This window comes from Micromonospora sp. NPDC005163, assembly GCF_053599835.1.
Genome location: NZ_JBSFYP010000075.1, coordinates 13,180 through 30,124, shown reverse-complemented (window position 1 = coordinate 30,124; position 16,945 = coordinate 13,180). Strand labels below are relative to the sequence as shown.

General features: G+C 71.0%; 10 protein-coding genes. 6 read left to right on the top strand and 4 right to left on the bottom strand.

Going from position 1 to position 16,945, the window contains the following annotated elements; all coding sequences use genetic code 11:
- Positions 1–601 precede the first annotated feature (601 nt).
- Positions 602–790 (bottom strand): hypothetical protein, encoded by a 189-nt coding sequence (locus tag ACWD6N_RS32250; RefSeq protein WP_354967586.1) that lies wholly within the window; start codon positions 788–790, stop codon positions 602–604.
- 19 nt (positions 791–809) lie between these two features.
- On the opposite strand from ACWD6N_RS32250, the gene ACWD6N_RS32245 reads away from it, so the two are divergent.
- The 5 genes from ACWD6N_RS32245 (at position 810) to pulA (ending at position 9,166) form a co-directional block, all read left to right on the top strand.
- A complete protein-coding gene (locus ACWD6N_RS32245; RefSeq protein ID WP_354967482.1) occupies positions 810–1,487 on the top strand; it encodes a hypothetical protein in 678 nt (225 codons plus the stop codon).
- Between the two features lie 36 nt (positions 1,488–1,523).
- Positions 1,524–1,913, top strand: a complete 390-nt coding sequence (locus ACWD6N_RS32240; RefSeq protein ID WP_354967577.1) for a hypothetical protein — start codon at positions 1,524–1,526, stop codon at positions 1,911–1,913.
- Between the two features lie 126 nt (positions 1,914–2,039).
- Positions 2,040–2,732 carry a hypothetical protein gene (locus ACWD6N_RS32235; protein WP_354967483.1) on the top strand — a complete coding sequence of 231 codons (693 nt, stop codon included), beginning with the start codon at positions 2,040–2,042 and terminating at the stop codon, positions 2,730–2,732.
- 485 nt (positions 2,733–3,217) lie between these two features.
- A complete protein-coding gene (locus ACWD6N_RS32230; protein ID WP_354967484.1) occupies positions 3,218–3,526 on the top strand; it encodes a cellulose binding domain-containing protein in 309 nt (102 codons plus the stop codon).
- 144 nt (positions 3,527–3,670) lie between these two features.
- The gene (pulA, locus tag ACWD6N_RS32225) at positions 3,671–9,166 is read left to right on the top strand and encodes a pullulanase-type alpha-1,6-glucosidase (protein WP_450005854.1); all 5,496 of its coding nucleotides are present in this window, start codon (positions 3,671–3,673) and stop codon (positions 9,164–9,166) included.
- Positions 9,167–9,315: 149 nt separating this feature from the next.
- On the opposite strand, the gene ACWD6N_RS32220 is transcribed toward pulA, so the two are convergent.
- Together ACWD6N_RS32220 and ACWD6N_RS32215 are read right to left on the bottom strand one after the other, a co-directional pair.
- Positions 9,316–11,415, bottom strand: a complete 2,100-nt coding sequence (locus ACWD6N_RS32220) for a hypothetical protein (protein WP_450005852.1) — start codon at positions 11,413–11,415, stop codon at positions 9,316–9,318.
- 522 nt (positions 11,416–11,937) lie between these two features.
- Positions 11,938–13,419, bottom strand: coding sequence for an aminopeptidase P family protein (locus ACWD6N_RS32215; RefSeq protein ID WP_354967487.1), 1,482 nt, complete (start codon positions 13,417–13,419; stop codon positions 11,938–11,940).
- Between the two features lie 133 nt (positions 13,420–13,552).
- Here ACWD6N_RS32215 and asnB point away from each other — a divergent pair, with 133 nt between their 5' ends.
- Positions 13,553–15,514, top strand: a complete 1,962-nt coding sequence (asnB, locus tag ACWD6N_RS32210) for an asparagine synthase (glutamine-hydrolyzing) (RefSeq protein ID WP_354967488.1) — start codon at positions 13,553–13,555, stop codon at positions 15,512–15,514.
- Between the two features lie 103 nt (positions 15,515–15,617).
- Here asnB and ACWD6N_RS32205 read toward each other — a convergent pair whose 3' ends face one another.
- Positions 15,618–16,736 carry a lytic polysaccharide monooxygenase auxiliary activity family 9 protein gene (locus tag ACWD6N_RS32205; protein WP_450005849.1) on the bottom strand — a complete coding sequence of 373 codons (1,119 nt, stop codon included), beginning with the start codon at positions 16,734–16,736 and terminating at the stop codon, positions 15,618–15,620.
- Positions 16,737–16,945: the final 209 nt, after the last annotated feature.

Genomic DNA, 16,945 nt, shown 5'->3' with positions numbered 1-16,945 from the left:
ATCGGAGGGGACCTGCTCGGGTGTCCGGGGGATGTAACCGTGCCGGCCCGGCGGGTGTTCCCGGCGGTCGGCGGCTACGGGGGATGTAACCGTGGCGGCCTGGCCGGTGTTCCCGGCGGCCTGCGGCTACCGGGCCCCGCGGTGATCTGCCAGGTATAACCACCCCGACCGGCCCCCGATTCCACCCTGCGGGTGCCCCCGATCACGGGACATTAACTCCGGAACCGGACACCACGTCCAGCCGCGCCCATCACGAACCGGACATCAGGCCGTCGGGGGTCTCAACCCGGCCGGGTCCACGATCCGCGCGATCCCCGGGACACTGCCGCCTGCCAAACACGCCGAGGCCACAACCGCCCCGAGGTCAGGACGGCGTTCCGGGCGGGCGAGGCAGCAGGCATTCGAGCCCGATACCTGTGAGGCATAAATATGACTCTGAGGTATAACGCGCCTTGGTGCGGATGCCGCCCGCGACCGGGCCGGTCTCCCGTCACGGGAGACCGGCCGTCGATCGTGCGGTTACCGTTCGGCGGTTACTAGGTTCGCAGCCAGGTCTTCGAAGGAGATCGCTGCGTCGACGGGGGAGTGTCGAGGCGGGTGGTCAGGCCGGGTCGGCGGGTTTCGCGGCGTCGCTCGCCTGGGCGTGCCGTTCGAGCAGCCGCTGCCGGATCTCCTCCGGGGTGTACGCGCGCCGGCGCCGTTCGGCCCGTGCGATGACCACACCGGTGGCCGCGACCCCGGCGAGGCCGGCCAGCCCGAGGACCTTCCACCACCGCATTCGTTGCCCCATCGGCCTAGGCTAGACCCTCATGAGCATCAGCCTGGACGAGGCGGTCGAGTTGACCCGCACCGGCGACGTGTGGGTGTTCCGGGGTCGCAGCGTGCCGGACCGGGCGATCCAGTTCACCACCAACAGTCCGGTCAACCACGTGGGCATGGCCGTGGTGCTGGACGACATGCCGCCGCTGATGTGGCACGCGGAGCTGGGCAGGTCGCTGCCGGATCTGTGGTCCGGCACCCACCAGCGCGGTGTGCAACTGCACGACCTGCGGGACGCGGTCTGCGTCTGGGCCAACCGGTACGGTCAGCGGGCCTGGCTGCGACAGCTCGATCCACCGGCGGACGGGGAGATGGAACGGGCGGTGCTCCGTACGATCGCGCGGCTGGACGGCACGCCGTTCCCGTCCACCGCGCAGTTGGCCTGGCGCTGGGTGCGCGGTCGGGTGCCGGCGTTGCCGCGACCCGGTCGGCCGGCGCCGCCGTCGGCCTCGTTGACGGGTGGGTCGCCGGCCGCGCGGGACCGGGCTCTGGAGACGGCGTACTGCGCCGAGGTGGTGGCCGTGACCTACGAGGCGATGGGGTTGCTGCCCGCCGGCCGGCGTCCAAACTGGTACGACCCGGGGCGGTTCTGGAGCGGGGACGACCTGGGGCTGGCCGCCGACGCGCGGCTGGGTGCGGAGATCGAGGTCCAGGTTCCGCCGCGCTGAGGTTTGACGTGCCCGGTGACCGGCAATTGCTGGGCCGTGAAAGCCTCCACCGATCTCAAGGCGCTGACCGACTTCTTCGACCGGTACGGCGTGGCGTTGACCTCCGGCGACCTGCCGGCCATCGCCAGCTGCTACGCCCTGCCCGGGCTGGTGGTGGCCGACACCTACAGCTTCTCGTTCAACTCGCCGGCGGCGGTGGCGCTGTCCTTCGTGGGCGCCGCACCCGACTACCAGGACCGGGAACTGGTGGCGGCGCACGCCCAGATCGAGGACGTGCAGCCGATGTCCGCGCTGCTGACCATGGTGGCGGTGGAGTGGGAATTCCTGGACAGTCGGGGGCACGCGGTGCCGGGGGAGCGGTACAGCTACCTGCTGCGCACCACCGGTGAGGGGCCGCTCATCTCCACGGTTGTCCGGACGGCCTGACCAACCGGTGCGATCGAGCCGTTTTCCGCTCCGGGTCGGCTGGTCGGTCCGATCCGTACCCGCCTGGTTTCCGGTCTGGCCTGTGCTGGCTACGCTGGCGCGTCGGCGGGGACGAGGGGAGACCTGATGGCGATGCGGCCGGACGGTGCGGAGGGTGTGCGGGCGGCGCGGGTGCTGGCGTCGGTCCCGTGGATCGTGGTGCTGCTCGGGGTCTGCGCGCTGGTGGTGTTGTTGGTGGTCGCGCTGCTGTCGTTCCGTACCCGGGAGCCGGAGCCCATGTCGCAGGCCGGGCCGCCGGTGTTCCTGCCGACCGCGCCGGCCACCGCGTCGGCCACGCCGACGCCGACGCCGACTCCGACCGGGGCGGAGCCGCGCACGGCGTCGCCGCGACCGACCCGCAGCAGCCGGGCGCCGTCGCCACGGGTCAGCACCAGCTCGCCGGCTCCGGGTCGGACGTCCGCCCCGGCGGCGTCGGCGGTGCCGCTCGGTCCGGCCCAGGAGACGGTCACCGCCCGGTACCAGGTCGGAACGGACGGGTGGGACGGGACCGAGGCGGTGCTGTCGGTCACGAACGCGTCGGGTGGGTCGCTGGACTGGCGGGTGGAGCTGTCGTACGACGACGACGTGCGGAAGCTGCGGATCAGCGGCGACTCGGGAGTTTCGGTGTCGGCGCGCGGGGACGGCGAGTTCGTGCTGCGCGGCACCCGTTCCCTGGCCCCGGGTGACAGCCGGACGCTGCGGCTGCGGCTCGGCTGGGGCGACTCGGGGGAGCGACCGGACCGGTGCACGGTCAACGGGGTCGACTGCCAACTCGGTTGACCTGGTGCCCGGTCAGCGGACCTCCGGTGCCGCCGCCGGAGCTTCCGGGTCCGACCGCCGGTGGCTACGCTGCCCGGACGGCCCGCTGAGGGAGGTACATGTCCGGCATGCGTCGCGCCCCGCGACCGTCCCGTGGTCCGGCCGCTGTCGCGTCGTCGCCCTGGATCGTGGTGTTCGCCGGCGTCGTGGTGATGGTGGTCCTGCTCTTCATTGCCCTGGGCGCGTATCGGGGACGTAGTCCGGCGCCGGACGACGCATCGGCGCTGCCGCCGGCGCTGCCAGTTCCGCAGGGTTCGGTCCCGCCCACCGTCACGGCGCCGACACCCCCGAGATCGTCGGCGCCGCCGTTGCGGCCCGGGTTGTCCCCGCGCGCGAGTGGGCTGTCCCCGAGCGCGCCGGCCGGGTCGCGACCGCCGAGCGCCGGTCGGCCGGGCGGGCCGACGTCGAGCGGGCCGGCGCCGCGGCCAACGCAGGGCGCGCCCGCGGTGAGTGGCCGATACCGGGTCGTGCAGAGCTTCGACGGGGGTTTCATCGGCGAGGTGCTGATCGTCAACCGGGCCGTCGAGGACCGGGGGTGGACGGTGCGGCTGGACTTCGGCGGTGGGCGGCTGGTGACCGCCTGGGTGGAGGGCGTGCCACAGGGGACGGTGCGGCAGACCGACGGCGGCTTCACGTACGCCAGCGGGGTGGACGTGCCGGCCGGCGGCTCGGCGTCGTTGCGGTTTCATCTGGAGCGGTCGTCGACCACGCCGCGGGGGTGCACGGTCGACGGGGTGCGCTGCATCGGGTTCTGACCTGGACGGTCGTCGGTGGACGTACGCCTGGTGACGGGTGCTTCCGCAAGGCGGCTGCTCTGTTACGACTTTGTTTGCAAGGCATTGCAGATTGTTTCGGCAAGGGTTAGCGTGCGGCCAATCACGACCAGAGGAAGGCCGTCGATGAAACCCCCGCCGACACCGCGCACCGCCCTGCTCGCCCTCGCCTCCCTGCTCACCCTCACGCTCGTCGGCAGCCCGGTCGCGGTGCGTCCAGCCGCCGCGGACCCCCGGCCTTCCGGCACCGACCCCCTCGCTGTCGCCGGCGCCGCCCAGTGGCGCGGCGAGCCCACCGCCGAGGAACTCCTGAAGGCGGGCACCGACACCGCCCGCGCCGAGCAGTTCTACTTCGTCCTGCCGGACCGGTTCGCCAACGGCGACCCCCGTAACGACCGGGGTGGCCTCTCCGGTGACCGGCTGCGCACCGGCCTCGACCCGACCGACAAGGGCTTCTACCACGGCGGCGACCTGAAGGGCGTCATCGACAAGCTGGACTACATCCAGGGGATGGGCACCACCGCCATCTGGCTCGCCCCGATCTTCAAGAACCGGCCGGTGCAGGGCTCCGGCGACGACGTCTCGGCCGGCTACCACGGCTACTGGATCACCGACTTCACCCAGGTGGACCCGCACTTCGGCACCAACGAGGAGATGAAGCGGCTGGTCAAACTGGCCCACCAGCGCGGCATCAAGATCTACCTCGACGTGATCGTCAACCACACCGCCGACGTCATCAAGTACGCCGAGAACCGGTACGCCTACGTGGACAAGGCGACCTCGCCGTACACCGACGCGCAGGGGCGGGCGTTCGAGGACCGTAACTACGCCGACGGCACCCGCGCCTTCCCGCCGGTGAACCAGGCGTCGTTCCCGTACACGCCGACGTTCGCCGAGCGGGAGGACGCCACGGTCAAGGTCCCGGCCTGGCTGAACGACGCCACCATGTACCACAACCGGGGCGACTCCACCTTCGCCGGCGAGAACAGCGAGTACGGCGACTTCTTCGGCCTCGACGACCTGTGGACCGAACGCCCAGAGGTGGTCCAGGGTCTGACCAGGGCGTACGGGGACTGGATCGGCGCGACCGGCGTCGACGGCTTCCGGCTGGACACCGTCAAGCACGTCAACATGGACTTCTGGCCGCAGTTCAGCCAGGGCATCGAGCGGGCCGCCGAGAAGGCCGGCAAGAAGGACTTCTTCATGTTCGGCGAGGTGTACAGCGCCGACCCGGAGATCAGCTCCAGCTACGTCCGGCAGGGTGGTCTGCCGGCGACCCTCGACTTCGCGTTCCAGGAGGCCGCGCGGGGCTACACCGCCGGCGCCGGTTCGGCGAAGGCGCTGGCCGACGTGTACGCCCGCGACGACCTCTACGCCGCCCGGGACACCGACGCGGGCCGGCTCACCACCTTCCTCGGCAACCACGACATGGGCCGGATCGGCTCGTTCATCGCCGGTGGAGGCACCGATTCGGCCAGCCACCTGCGCCGCGACCAGCTCGCGCACCAGCTGATGTTCCTCACCCGTGGCCAGCCGGTGATCTACTCCGGCGACGAGCAGGGCTTCACCGGCCCGGGCGGGGACAAGGACGCCCGGCAGGACATGTTCGCCTCGAAGGTCACCGACTACCTCGACGACGACCTGCTCGGCACGGACCGCACCCACGCCAGTGACCAGTTCGACCCCACCCACCCGCTCTACCGGACCATCGCGGAGCTGGGCAGGCTGCGCCAGGCGCACCCCGCGCTGCGCGACGGTGTGCAGGTCACCCGGTACGCCGCCGACGGCCCGGGCGTCTTCGCCGCCTCCCGGATCGCCCCCGCAGACCGCATCGAGTACGTGGTGGCGGTGAACAACGCCGACACCGCGCAGACTGTCACCGTGGACACCTGGTCGGCCGGCGCCACCTTCACCGGCATCTACGGCTCGACCGGTGCCGCCGCCGCGGGCGCCGACGGAAAGCTGACCCTGACCGTGCCGCCGCTGTCGGCGGTGGTGCACCGGGCCGGCACCCCCGTCGCGCAGCCCGCCGGCAAACCGACCATCACCATCACCGCTCCCGCGCCGGACGCGCCGGTGGCCACCCGAGCCGCGATCACCGCCCAGGTGACCGGTGACCCGCTGGCCACCGTCACCATGGCGGCCCGGGTCGCCGGCGGTCGGTGGACCCTGTTGGGCAGCGCCGACCACGCGCCGTACACCGTGCAGCACGACCTGACCGGGCTGGCCGGCGGGACGTCGGTGGAGTACAAGGCGGTGGTCCGCGACGGGCGGGGCCGCACCGCGACCGCCCGGTCGACCGCCATCGTGGGCACGCCGCAGCAGGGTGGGTCCCGGGAGTGGGCGGTGGTGCACTACCAGCGCCCCGCCGGTGGGTACGACGACTGGGGCCTGTACGCGTGGGGCGACATCGACCCGGCGTACGTCACCGAGTGGCCCAAGGGGCAGCCGTTCGCCGGGGAGGACTCCTACGGCCGGTTCGCCTGGGTGAAGCTCAAGCCGGGCGCGAAGTCGGTGAGCTTCCTGGTGGTCGACCGGAACGGCACCAAGGACGTCGCCCAGGACCGCAGCGTCGACGTCACGCAGACCGGTGAGGTCTGGCTCAAGCAGGGCGACCCGGCGATCTACCCGACTCGGCAGGCGGCCACCGGTCAACCGGACCCGCCGGTCGAGGAGGGCACCGCGGTGATCCACTACCGGCGGGTCGACGGCAACTACGACGGCTGGGGCCTGCACCTGTGGGACGGCGCGGCCAACCCGACCGAGTGGTCCACACCGCTCACGCCGACCTCCGTCGACGCGTTCGGCGCGGTGTTCCGGGTGCCGCTGGCGGCCGGGGCGACCGGGCTGAACTACATCATCCACCAGGGCGACACCAAGGACCTGCCGGACGACCAGCGGCTCGACTTCGCCAGCGCCGGCCGGGAGGTGTGGCTGCTCGCCGCCACCCCGGGCCGGCTGCTGCCCTCGACCGCGACCGGCGCCGGCCGGGACACCGATATCGCCAAGCAGAAGGCGCACTGGATCGACCGGTCCACCGTGGCCTGGCAGACCGGCCCGACCGACGGCAGGACGTACGCGCTGGTCACCGCGCCGGCCGGCGGGGTGAGCGTGGCCGATGGGGAGCTGACCGGGACGTACACCACCCTGCCGTTGCGGGCGCAGCGCAACGGGCTGACCGAGGCCCAGCGTGCCGCGTTCCCGCACCTGTGGGCGTACCGCGGCTTCACCCTCGACCGGGGTGACCTGGCCCGGGTGCCGGCGGCGCTGCGTGGGCAGCTGCTGGTCACCGAGCGCGACGCCGAGGGGGCCCTGCTCGCCGCCACCGGCGTGCAGATCCCCGGTGTGCTCGACGACGTGTATGCCCGGGCGACCGACGCCACCCTCGGGCCGACGTTCGCCGGCGGGACGCCGAGCCTGGCGCTCTGGGCGCCGACCGCCCGGACGGTGGCACTGCAACTGTTCGACTCGCCCACCGCCCAGCCGAGGACGGTGTCGATGCGCCGCGACGACCGCACCGGGGTCTGGTCGGTGCGCGGGAGCCACGCCTGGACCGGGAAGTACTACCGGTACCAGGTGCAGGCGTGGCAGCCGGCGGCGCAGCGGATGGTCACCGCCTCGGTGACCGACCCGTACTCGGTGGCCCTGTCGGCGGATTCGGCGCACAGTCAGCTGGTCGACCTGAACGACCCGGCACTGGCCCCGCCGGGCTGGCGGACGCTGCGCAAGCCGGCCGCGGTGCCGGCGGCGAAGGCGCAGGTCTCCGAGCTGTCGGTGCGCGACTTCTCCATCGCCGACGACAGCGTGCCGGCCGAGCGGCGGGGCACCTTCCTCGCCTTCACCGACCCGAAGACAGCCGGCATGACCCACCTCCGGACGCTCGGCGACGCCGGGGTCACCCACCTGCACCTGCTGCCGGCGTTCGACTTCGCGACCATCCCGGAGAAGCGGGTCGACCAGCGCCAGCCGGCCTGTGACCTGGCGGCCCTGCCGCCGGACTCCGCGGAGCAGCAGAGGTGCGTGGCGGCGGTCGCCGAGGCCGACGGCTACAACTGGGGCTACGACCCGCTGCACTACACGGTGCCGGAGGGCGGCTACGCGGTCGACCCGGCCGGCGCGGCGCGGACCGCCGAGTTCCGCCGGATGGTGGCCGGGGTGAACGGCGTCGGCCTGCGGGTGGTCATGGACGTGGTCTACAACCACACCTCGGCGGCGGGCGTCGACGAGAAGTCGGTGCTCGACCAGATCGTGCCCGGCTACTACCAGCGGCTGCTGGAGGACGGCACGGTGGCCAACTCCACCTGCTGCGCCAACACCGCCCCGGAGCACGCCATGATGGGCAAACTGGTGGTCGACTCGCTGGTCACCTGGGCCAGGCAGTACAAGGTGGACGGCTTCCGGTTCGACCTGATGGGTCACCACCCGAAGGCGAACATCCTGGCCGTACGCAAGGCGCTGGACCGGCTGACCGTCGCCCGCGACGGCGTGGACGGCCGGTCGATCCTGCTCTACGGCGAGGGCTGGAACTTCGGCGAGGTCGCCAACGACGCCCGGTTCGTGCAGGCCACCCAGGCCAACATGGCGGGCACCGGTATCGGCACCTTCAACGACCGGCTGCGCGACGCGGTGCGCGGCGGTGGACCGTTCGACGCCAACCCGCGGGCGCAGGGCTTCGCCTCCGGGCTCTACACCGACCCGAACGGTGATCCGGTCAACGGGTCGCCGGCCGAGCAGAAGGCCCGGCTGCTGCACGCCCACGACCTGATCAAGGTGGGACTGACCGGCAACCTGCGCGGGTACCGGTTCACCGACTCCGCCGGGCGGCAGGTCACCGGCGCGCAGGTGGACTACAACGGCTCGCCGGCCGGCTACACCGCCGCGCCGGGGGAGGCGGTCACCTATGTCGACGCGCACGACAACGAGATCCTGTACGACGCGCTGGCGTACAAGCTGCCACAGACCACCGTCGCGCTGGACCGCGCTCGGATGCAGGTGCTGGCGCTGGGCACGGTGGTGCTGGGCCAGGGCACCGGCTTCGTCACCGCCGGCACCGAGCGGCTGCGGTCGAAGTCGCTGGACCGCAACTCGTACAACTCCGGTGACTGGTTCAACCAGATCCGCTGGGGCTGCGCCAACGGCAACGGGTTCGGCGCCGGCCTGCCGCCGGCGCAGGACAACGAGGACAAGTGGCCGTACGCGAAGCCGCTGCTGGCCGACCCCGCGCTGGTGCCGGACTGCGCGGCGATCACCACCACCGACGCGCGGTACGCCGAGCTGCTGCGCATCCGGGCCTCGTCGCCGGTCTTCGGCCTCGCCTCGGCCGACCAGGTGCAGCGGCGGGTGGCGTTCCCGCTCTCCGGGGAGGCGGAGACGCCCGGCGTGCTGACGATGACGCTGGACGGTCGCGGCCTGGACCCGCGGTGGAAGTCGGTCGCGGTGGTCTTCAACGGCACCCCGGGCGCCGCGTCCCAGCGGCTGCCGGGCCTGCGGGGGGCGGACGTGTCGCTGCACCCCGTGCTGACGACCTCGGCCGACCCGACGCTGCGGACGGCCGCGTTCGATCGGGCCACCGGCACGTTCACCGTGCCCGCTCGCAGCGTGGTGGTCTTCGTCCAGAGATAGGGTCTGTGTCGAAGTCCCTGGCCGGCCTGCGGCGGGCCCAGGCTCGACCGAGGACTTCGACACAGACCCTAGTTCGCAGGGTGCGGCCCCCTGCCACCTCCGGTGGCAGGGGGCCGACCTTTTCCGTCGCTGTTTCCCTGTCGCGTTGCTCAGTTGAAGCAGTCCTCGACGGTGTTGGCGCAGTTGGTGGGGTCGTTGTCGGTGACGGTGGAGTCGTCGTCGAGCTTGACCTTGCCATCGTTGTTGAAGATGCCGCCGGCGATCCCCTTGTCGTGCTTGCCCTTGTCCTTGTCCTCGTTGCCGTTGTCGGCCTTGTTCTTGGTGACCTTGGTGTTGGTCAGGGTCACCTTGCCTTCGTTGTTGTAGATGCCTCCGCCGTTCTTGCCGGCGAAGTTCTCCTTGATCTTGCTGTCACGCAGGACCAGGGTGGCCGCGTCGTCCTCGTGGTCCTTGTGGTTGGACCCGGAGCCCTGCCAAGCGGCCGGGCCGGACATGCCGCCACCATTGTGCTTGTCCTCGAACGGCTCGCCGTTGAAGATGCCGCCGCCGAAGCGGCCGGCGCTGTTCTCGAGGATCTCGCTTTCGGTGACGGTGGCGGTGGCGCGGTTCTCCTCGTCCTTGTCCTTGCCGCCGTTCGACAGGACGGTGTTGCGCTTCTTGTCGTCCTCGCTGCTGACGTTGTAGATGCCGCCGCCGTCCTTGTGGGCCTTGTTCTTCTCGATGTTGCTGTTCTTGACCGTCAGGACGGTGTCGACGGCCGCGATGCCGCCGCCGTTCTCGCCGGCGGTGTTGTTCTTGACGAACGTCCAGCTGACCTCGACGAAGCCGTCGTTGCTGGACAGGCCGCCGCCGTTCTTCTTGGCGGTGTTGCCCTCGATCAGGGTCTTCTCGATCGTGACGGTGCCGGCCTTCTTGTCGTCGTTGTTGTCGTCGTGACGGCCGTCGCTGCTGAGGTTGTCCTTGCCGTGCTCGTCCTTCTTCTTGTCCTTGTCGCCGTGGCCGTTGGCGACGCCGCCACCGTCGTTGCCGGCGGTGTTGTTGGTGATGCGGGACTCGCCGCCCTTGCCGTCGCGGGACCCGGAGACCTTGAGGACACCGGCGTTGAAGATGGCGCCGCCGTCCTTTCCGGCGTGGTTGTTGTCGAAGGTGCTGCTCTCGACGTCAAGCCGGCCGAAGTTGGCGACCGCGCCGCCGTTGTTCTCGGCGCTGTTGAGGAAGAACTTGGTGTTCACCAGGTGCGCCTCGCCGCCCCGCTCGACCAGCAGGCCACCACCGTCGCCCTCGTGCTCCTTGTCGTCCTTGCCAGACTCCCAGTCCTTGCCGGACTCCCAGTCCTTCTTGTCCTCGCCGGACTCCTCACCGTGCCAGCCGTTCTCGGCTGGCTTCGTCGCGGTGGCCGCCGGCTTCGCGGTGGCTGCGGGCTCCACGGCCGGGGCGGCCGCGGGCTCCACGGCAGTGGCGGCCGCCGGCTTCGCGGCAGTGGCGGCTGCGGGCTTCGCGGCAGTGGCGGCTGCGGGCTTCGCGGCCGGGGCGGCTGCGGGCTCCGCCAGCGCAGGTGCCGGGGCAGGCGCGCCCCCACCGGTCCCGGACTGGTTACCGGGAACCGCCTTCTTCGGCGGCTCCTTGCGCTTGTCGTCCTTGCGGTCTTCGCCGGCGGCGCCGTTGCGGACCTCGACGTCCTTCAGCGTCAGGTCACCGCCGTTGGCGACGCGGAAGATCCGGAAGCCCTCCTCGGCTTCCCGCTTGATCGTCGCGCCGTTGCCCTCGATGGTGATTTCCTGCTTGATCGTCGGCAGGCCCGCCTCGGACTTCTTGTCGTGCTGGTCGAGCTCGTAGGTGCAGTCCTTGGCCAGCTTCAGGGTGCCGCCGTCGTCACGGTTGGCCAGGTCGAGGGCCTCGACGAGGGCATCGTCGTCGCACTCCACCTCCCGGACGCGATCGCGGTCGTCCTTGTCGTCCTTGTCCTTGTCGTCCTTGCCCTTGTCGTCCTTGCCCTTGTCGTCCTTGCCCTTGTCGTCCTTTACCTGGTCCTTGGCCTGGTCATCGTCGCCGACAAGCTGGGCGGTCGACCACTTGACGTCGGTCAGCCGGTGTGAACCGGTCACGCCTGTGGTGGCGTAGGCGACGCCCGTGAGGCTGACCGCCCCTGCGAGGCCGGCGACGGCGGTGACCAGCCAGAGCCGACGCCGGCGGAACGGTGAGTTCTTGTCGTGCGCCGCGTCATCGTTGTTGCGAAGGTTGTTGGACATCGGAGCTCTCTGCCCTCTCCTTGTACCGACAAGGTCGCTTCGCCGTGGCGAGGCGGCCTCCGCTACAAATCGGTTGTAGCTGCCAAACAACACCGTATGGGAGACTTGTTCACTATGCGTGCGTATCCGAAGAAGTCCCACATAAGGCACGCGGGGACGCGGACGGCAGGAAGGGGGACGGCCGGTGCCGGCCGGGCATGACCGGTGGCGGGGAACGCGGCCGGCGGCGGAAAGCTGACGGATGCCACCAGGACGTGGAAAGGGGGGGAAAGCTCGCGGGAACGCCGAGGAGGTGGCGGGCGGCGCAAAGCTCGCGCGGCGGCCGCGGAGGGTCGACGGTGATGGTCGGGCAGGCTCCACCCGGCGCACTCCGCGGTTGGCTGGGGGTGCGGTTGCACTGCCCGAGGTGGCCGGGACGGGCGAGAGTAGCGCAAATGACGGCGGGCCCCACCGCTGGCGTCCTCACGACGAGATACGTCGCTGACGCCGGCGGCGAGGCTCGCCGTTGTTGTTCGTGCGGGGTCAGACGGGCAGGCGCGGACCGGCCTCCCGCTGCGCGGCCAGCCAGGTCTCCACCTCGTCCGCCGTACGCGGCAGCCCGGCCGACAGGTTCATCGCGCCGGTGGCGGTCACCAGCACGTCGTCCTCGATCCGGATGCCGACGCCCCGCAGCTCGGCGGGGACCAGCTCGTCCTCCGGCTGGAAGTAGAGTCCCGGCTCGACGGTGAGCACGTAGCCCTCGCCCAGCGTGCCGTCGCGGTACGTCTCCTTGCGGGCGTTCGAGCAGTCGTGCACGTCGATGCCGAGCATGTGGCCGAAGCCGTGCAGCGTCCACCGCCGGTAGACCGAGGACTTCTCGTCCATCGCCTCGTCCACGCTCACCGGCAACAGGCCCAGCTCCGACAGGCCCTCAGCGAGCACCCGCATGCAGGTCAGGTGGACGTCCTTGAACTTCACCCCGGGCCGGATGGCCTCGATGCCGGCCTGCTGGGACGCGTACACGATGTCGTAGACCTGGCGTTGCAGGGCGGTGAACCGTCCGCTCACCGGCAGCACCCGGGTCACGTCGGCGGTGTAGAGGTTGTGGCCCTCGACACCCATGTCCATCAGCAGCAGCTCGCCCGGCCGGGTCGCGCCGTGGTTGTGCACCCAGTGCAGGATCGTGGCGTGCTCGCCGGCGCCGACGATGGAGCTGTACCCGACGTCGTTGCCGTCGTGCCGGGCCCGCAGCGCGAAGATCCCCTCCAGCAGCCGCTCCGAGACGGCGCGGTCGGCCGGCAGGATCCGGGCCACGTCCTCGAAGCCGCGCACCGTGGCGTCGATCGCGTCCTGGAGCTGGCCGATCTCCCACTCGTCCTTGACGAGCTTCTGCTCCGAGATGGCGATCGCCAGCTCCCGGTCGCGGGGCGGCTGCCCCTCGGCGCGCACCCCGTCGTACGGGCGGACCGCCGCGTCCACCTGGGCGTCGAAGCCGCGCAGCACCCGGGTCCGCCCCGGGCGCAGGTCGGCCAGCGTCGCCTCCAGGCCGGTCAGGTCGGCGGTGGGCAGGCCCAGCTCGGTGGACTTCTCGCTGAGCGTGTGCCGTCGGCCCACCCACAGCTCGCCGTGCCGGCTGCGGAAGAACTCGTCGGTCTCCCGCGACGAGCGGGGCCGCATGTACAGCGTGGCGTCGTGCCCGGAGCCGTTCGGGCGCAGCACCAGCACGCTGTCCGGGTCGTGGTCGCCGGTCAGGTAGGCGAAGTCACTGCCCGGCCGGAACGGGTAGCCGGTGTCGTTGGCCCGGACCTTCTCCGCGCCGGTCGGGATGACCAGCGTCTCGCCGGGGAAGGCCGCCGAGAGCGCGGCCCGCCGCTTGGCGTAGTTGGGGGCCTCCGGCCGGGGCGCCACCGGGAGCGCGCTGTCCCGCCAGCCCTGCCGCATGAAGGACAGGAACGCCTCCGGGAAGTCCGGATCATGCGATTCTGTACCGTCCGTCGGCGTACCGTCGGTGCGTCCCTCGGTCATTGCGCCGCTCCCTCCGTGTCATTGCTGGTCCCGACGGTACCGCGCGCCCGGTTCGCGGTGGCGCCGGCCGGGAGCGCTCCGGATCGTTGGACGGCTGCGACGGGCCCCCGGCGCGCGTGGGAAGATGACCACCATGTGCGGACTCCTGGCCTTCTTCAGCGCGAACGGCAACGCCGCCGCGCACCGCGACCACATCGCCGGAGCGTTGGAATGCCTGCACCACCGCGGCCCCGACGAGACAGGGGTCGAGGTGGTCGGCGACGCCTCCGGCCGGTACGCGGACGGAGTGTTCGCCCACAAGCGGCTCGCCATCATCGACGTCGCGTCGAGCCACGAGCCGTTGCCCTACGCGAACGGTCGTTACCTGCTCACCTTCAACGGTGAGATCTACAACTACATCGAGCTGCGCGACGAGCTGATCCGGGACTTCGGCGCCCAGTTCGCCACCGCCGGTGACGGCGAGGTGATCGTCGCCGGCTACCACTTCTGGGGCGAGCAGGTGCTCACCCGGTTGCGCGGCATGTTCGCCTTCGTCATCTGGGACCGGCAGGAGCGGCGCGCCTTCGGTGCCCGCGACTACTTCGGCATCAAGCCGATGCACTACCTGGAGACCGCCGACGGGCTCTACCTGGCCTCGGAGAAGAAGGCGCTGCTGCCGTTCGCGCACAGCAGCTACCAGGGCGACGCGGGCGTCGACGCGGCCAACCTCAGCCACTACCTGACCCTGCAGTACGTCCCCGAGCCCGGCACCCTGCACAAGGGCATCAACCGGATCGGCTCCGGGGAGTACCTGACCTGGACCCCGGGCGGGCGGATCGACGTACGTCGGTGGTACCGGCCGGTGTTCCGGCCGGCGGCGGTCGACGACGAGCAGAAGCTGTACCACGAGATCCGGGAGACGTTGCGGGAGAGCGTGCGCATGCACATGCGCTCCGACGTGCCGGTCGGCTCGTTCCTGTCCAGCGGCATCGACTCCACCGCGGTGGTCGCGCTGGCGCGGGAGTTCAACCCGAACATCCTCACCTTCACCGTCGGCTACGACGTGCCGGGCTATTCGGAGATCGACGTCGCCCAGGATTCGGCCCGGCACCTGGACGTCACCACGATCCCCACCAAGATCGGTCCGCAGGACATGATCGACGCGCTGCCGAAGATCGTCTGGCACCTGGACGACCCGGTGGCCGACCCGGCGCTGGTGCCGCTCTACTTCGTGGCGAAGAAGGCCGCCGAGCACGTCACCGTGGTGCTGTCCGGTGAGGGGGCCGACGAGTTCTTCGGTGGCTACACGATCTACCGGGAGCCACTGTCGCTGGGCACGGTCAACGGCCTGCCCGGCGGGGTGCAGAAGGGCCTGCGCGCGGTCTCCAAGGCGATCCCGCAGGGGGTCAAGGGCAAGAGCTTCCTGGAGCGCGGCACCACCCCGATCGAGGAGCGCTACTACGGCAACGCCCGGATGTTCACCGAGGAGGAGAAGCAGCAGCTCATGCGCCGCTACGACCCCTCGGTGCGCTACACCGACGTGACCGCCCCGATCTACGCGGAGTGCACGGAGCTGGACGACGTCACCAAGATGCAGTACGTCGACCTCTACACCTGGCTGCGCGGGGACATCCTGGTCAAGGCCGACCGGATCTCGATGGCCCACTCGCTGGAGGTGCGGGTGCCGTTCCTCGACCGCCCGGTGTTCGACGTCGCGGCGAAGATCCCGGTGGACCTCAAGCTGCCGCCGCGCTCCGACGCCACGAAGTACGCGATGCGCCAGGCGTTGCAGGGCGTCGTCCCGCCGGCCATCGTCAACCGCAAGAAGCTGGGCTTCCCGACCCCCACCCGGGTCTGGCTGCGCGGCGAGATGTACGAGTGGGCCCGGCACGTGCTGAGCACCTCGGGTGCCGGCGACCTGCTCGACCTGTCGTACGCGCTGCGGCTGCTCGACGAGCACAAGCGGGAGGAGGCCGACCACTCCCGCAAGGTGTGGACGGTGTTGATCTTCTGCATCTGGCACGCCATCTTCGTGGCCAAGACCCTCGACCCGGGCATTCAGCGCAACCAGTCCGCCCTGCTGACGAAGCCGGTCGTGGGCTCCATGGTCCGCTGACCGGTAAGGTTGGGCCCCCTGTTATCGCATTCTGCATAGCAGGGGGCCCTTCTTAACACCCCGGTTCTTCGGTCCGCGCCAGCGGCCCGCCCGGTCCGCGGGGTCAGCGGCGGGCGCAGCTGACCGTGGGCAGGGTGTTGGTGCCTGTGGTGCTGCCCAGGAAGCCGAAGGTCGTGGTGCCCTCCGGTGCGACCGTGCCGTCGTGTGCGACGTTGGTGGCTGTCACCGAGGAACCGGACGGGGTCTGGGTGGCGTTCCAGATCTGACTGATCGACTGCCCGCTGGGCCAGGTCCAGCTGGCGGTCCAGCCGTTGAACGGCGTACTGCCGTGATTCATGATCATGACTTCGCCCTGGAAGCCGCCCGGCCACGCGCTGACGACCTTGTAGACCGCCATGCAGTCACCGCCGTGCGGCGGCGGGGTGGTCGGGTTCGGTGGGGGAGTCGTCGGGTTCGGCGGCGGGGTGGTCGGGTTCGGCGGGGGAGTGGTCGGGTTCGGCGGCGGGGTGCCGCCCGGACCCACCCCGGTCACCTGGCCGTTGCCGCCGTCGAAGGTCACGTCGGAGCAGCCGAAGAAGTTCTCCTGCGAGTCCGAGCGCACCCAGCGGGAGTAGACGATGTGCCTGCCGCTCTTGCCCGACGGCAGGTTGCCGCTGAAGTAGTAGTGCCCCTCGTTGGTGCCGACCCCGCCGCGCTGCGGCGGGTTGGTCACCGTCAGGAACGGCTGCTCCTCAAGGTCACTCCACGCCAGCGCCCGCGTCGGGCTCCAGCTGTTCTTGGTCACGTAGAAGTAGAACGTGCCCGGGTGGTGCGCCCAGTTGCTGTACTGGAAATCCAACCGCGCACCGGCGGTCAGGTGGGTCAACGGCCAGTCGGTACGGGGCAGGTCGTAGCCCCGGTAGCCGGGGTTGCCGCCGCTGCACAGCTGCCCGTCCGGGATGAAGCCGACCGTCCGGCCGCCGGCGTCGGAGCGCAGCACGCTGAACCAGTTGTAGAGCGAGTTCGCGCCGCTCTGCGCCACGGCCGCGGAGCACGCCGGGTTGTTCGGCCTAATCTCGCCGGTCTGGCTCAGGCCGTCCTGCCAGCACAGGAAGGTGCGGCTGCCGGGGGTCATCGCCGCGCCGTGCGCGGCGGCCGGCTCCGGACTGGACGCCAGGGCGAGGGCGCCGAGGGTGAGGGTCACGGCCGCGGTGAGCAACGCGGCCGTACGGGAACGGTTCACGGGTTCTCCTGACTCGCGAGGCGCGCCGCCCGAGCCGCCCCGCCGCAATCGGGTGGGGATGTGGCCTGATCGCCCCGCTGCAAGGAGCGGAAGCGACGATCACGGTGCGTGCCCCGGCAGGGGATCGGCCGGTGGACACGCGCCGTCAACGGTCCCTGTCGTGGACCGGCGCCCTCGCGTCGAACGAACCCGGCAACCGGCGGCGCGGC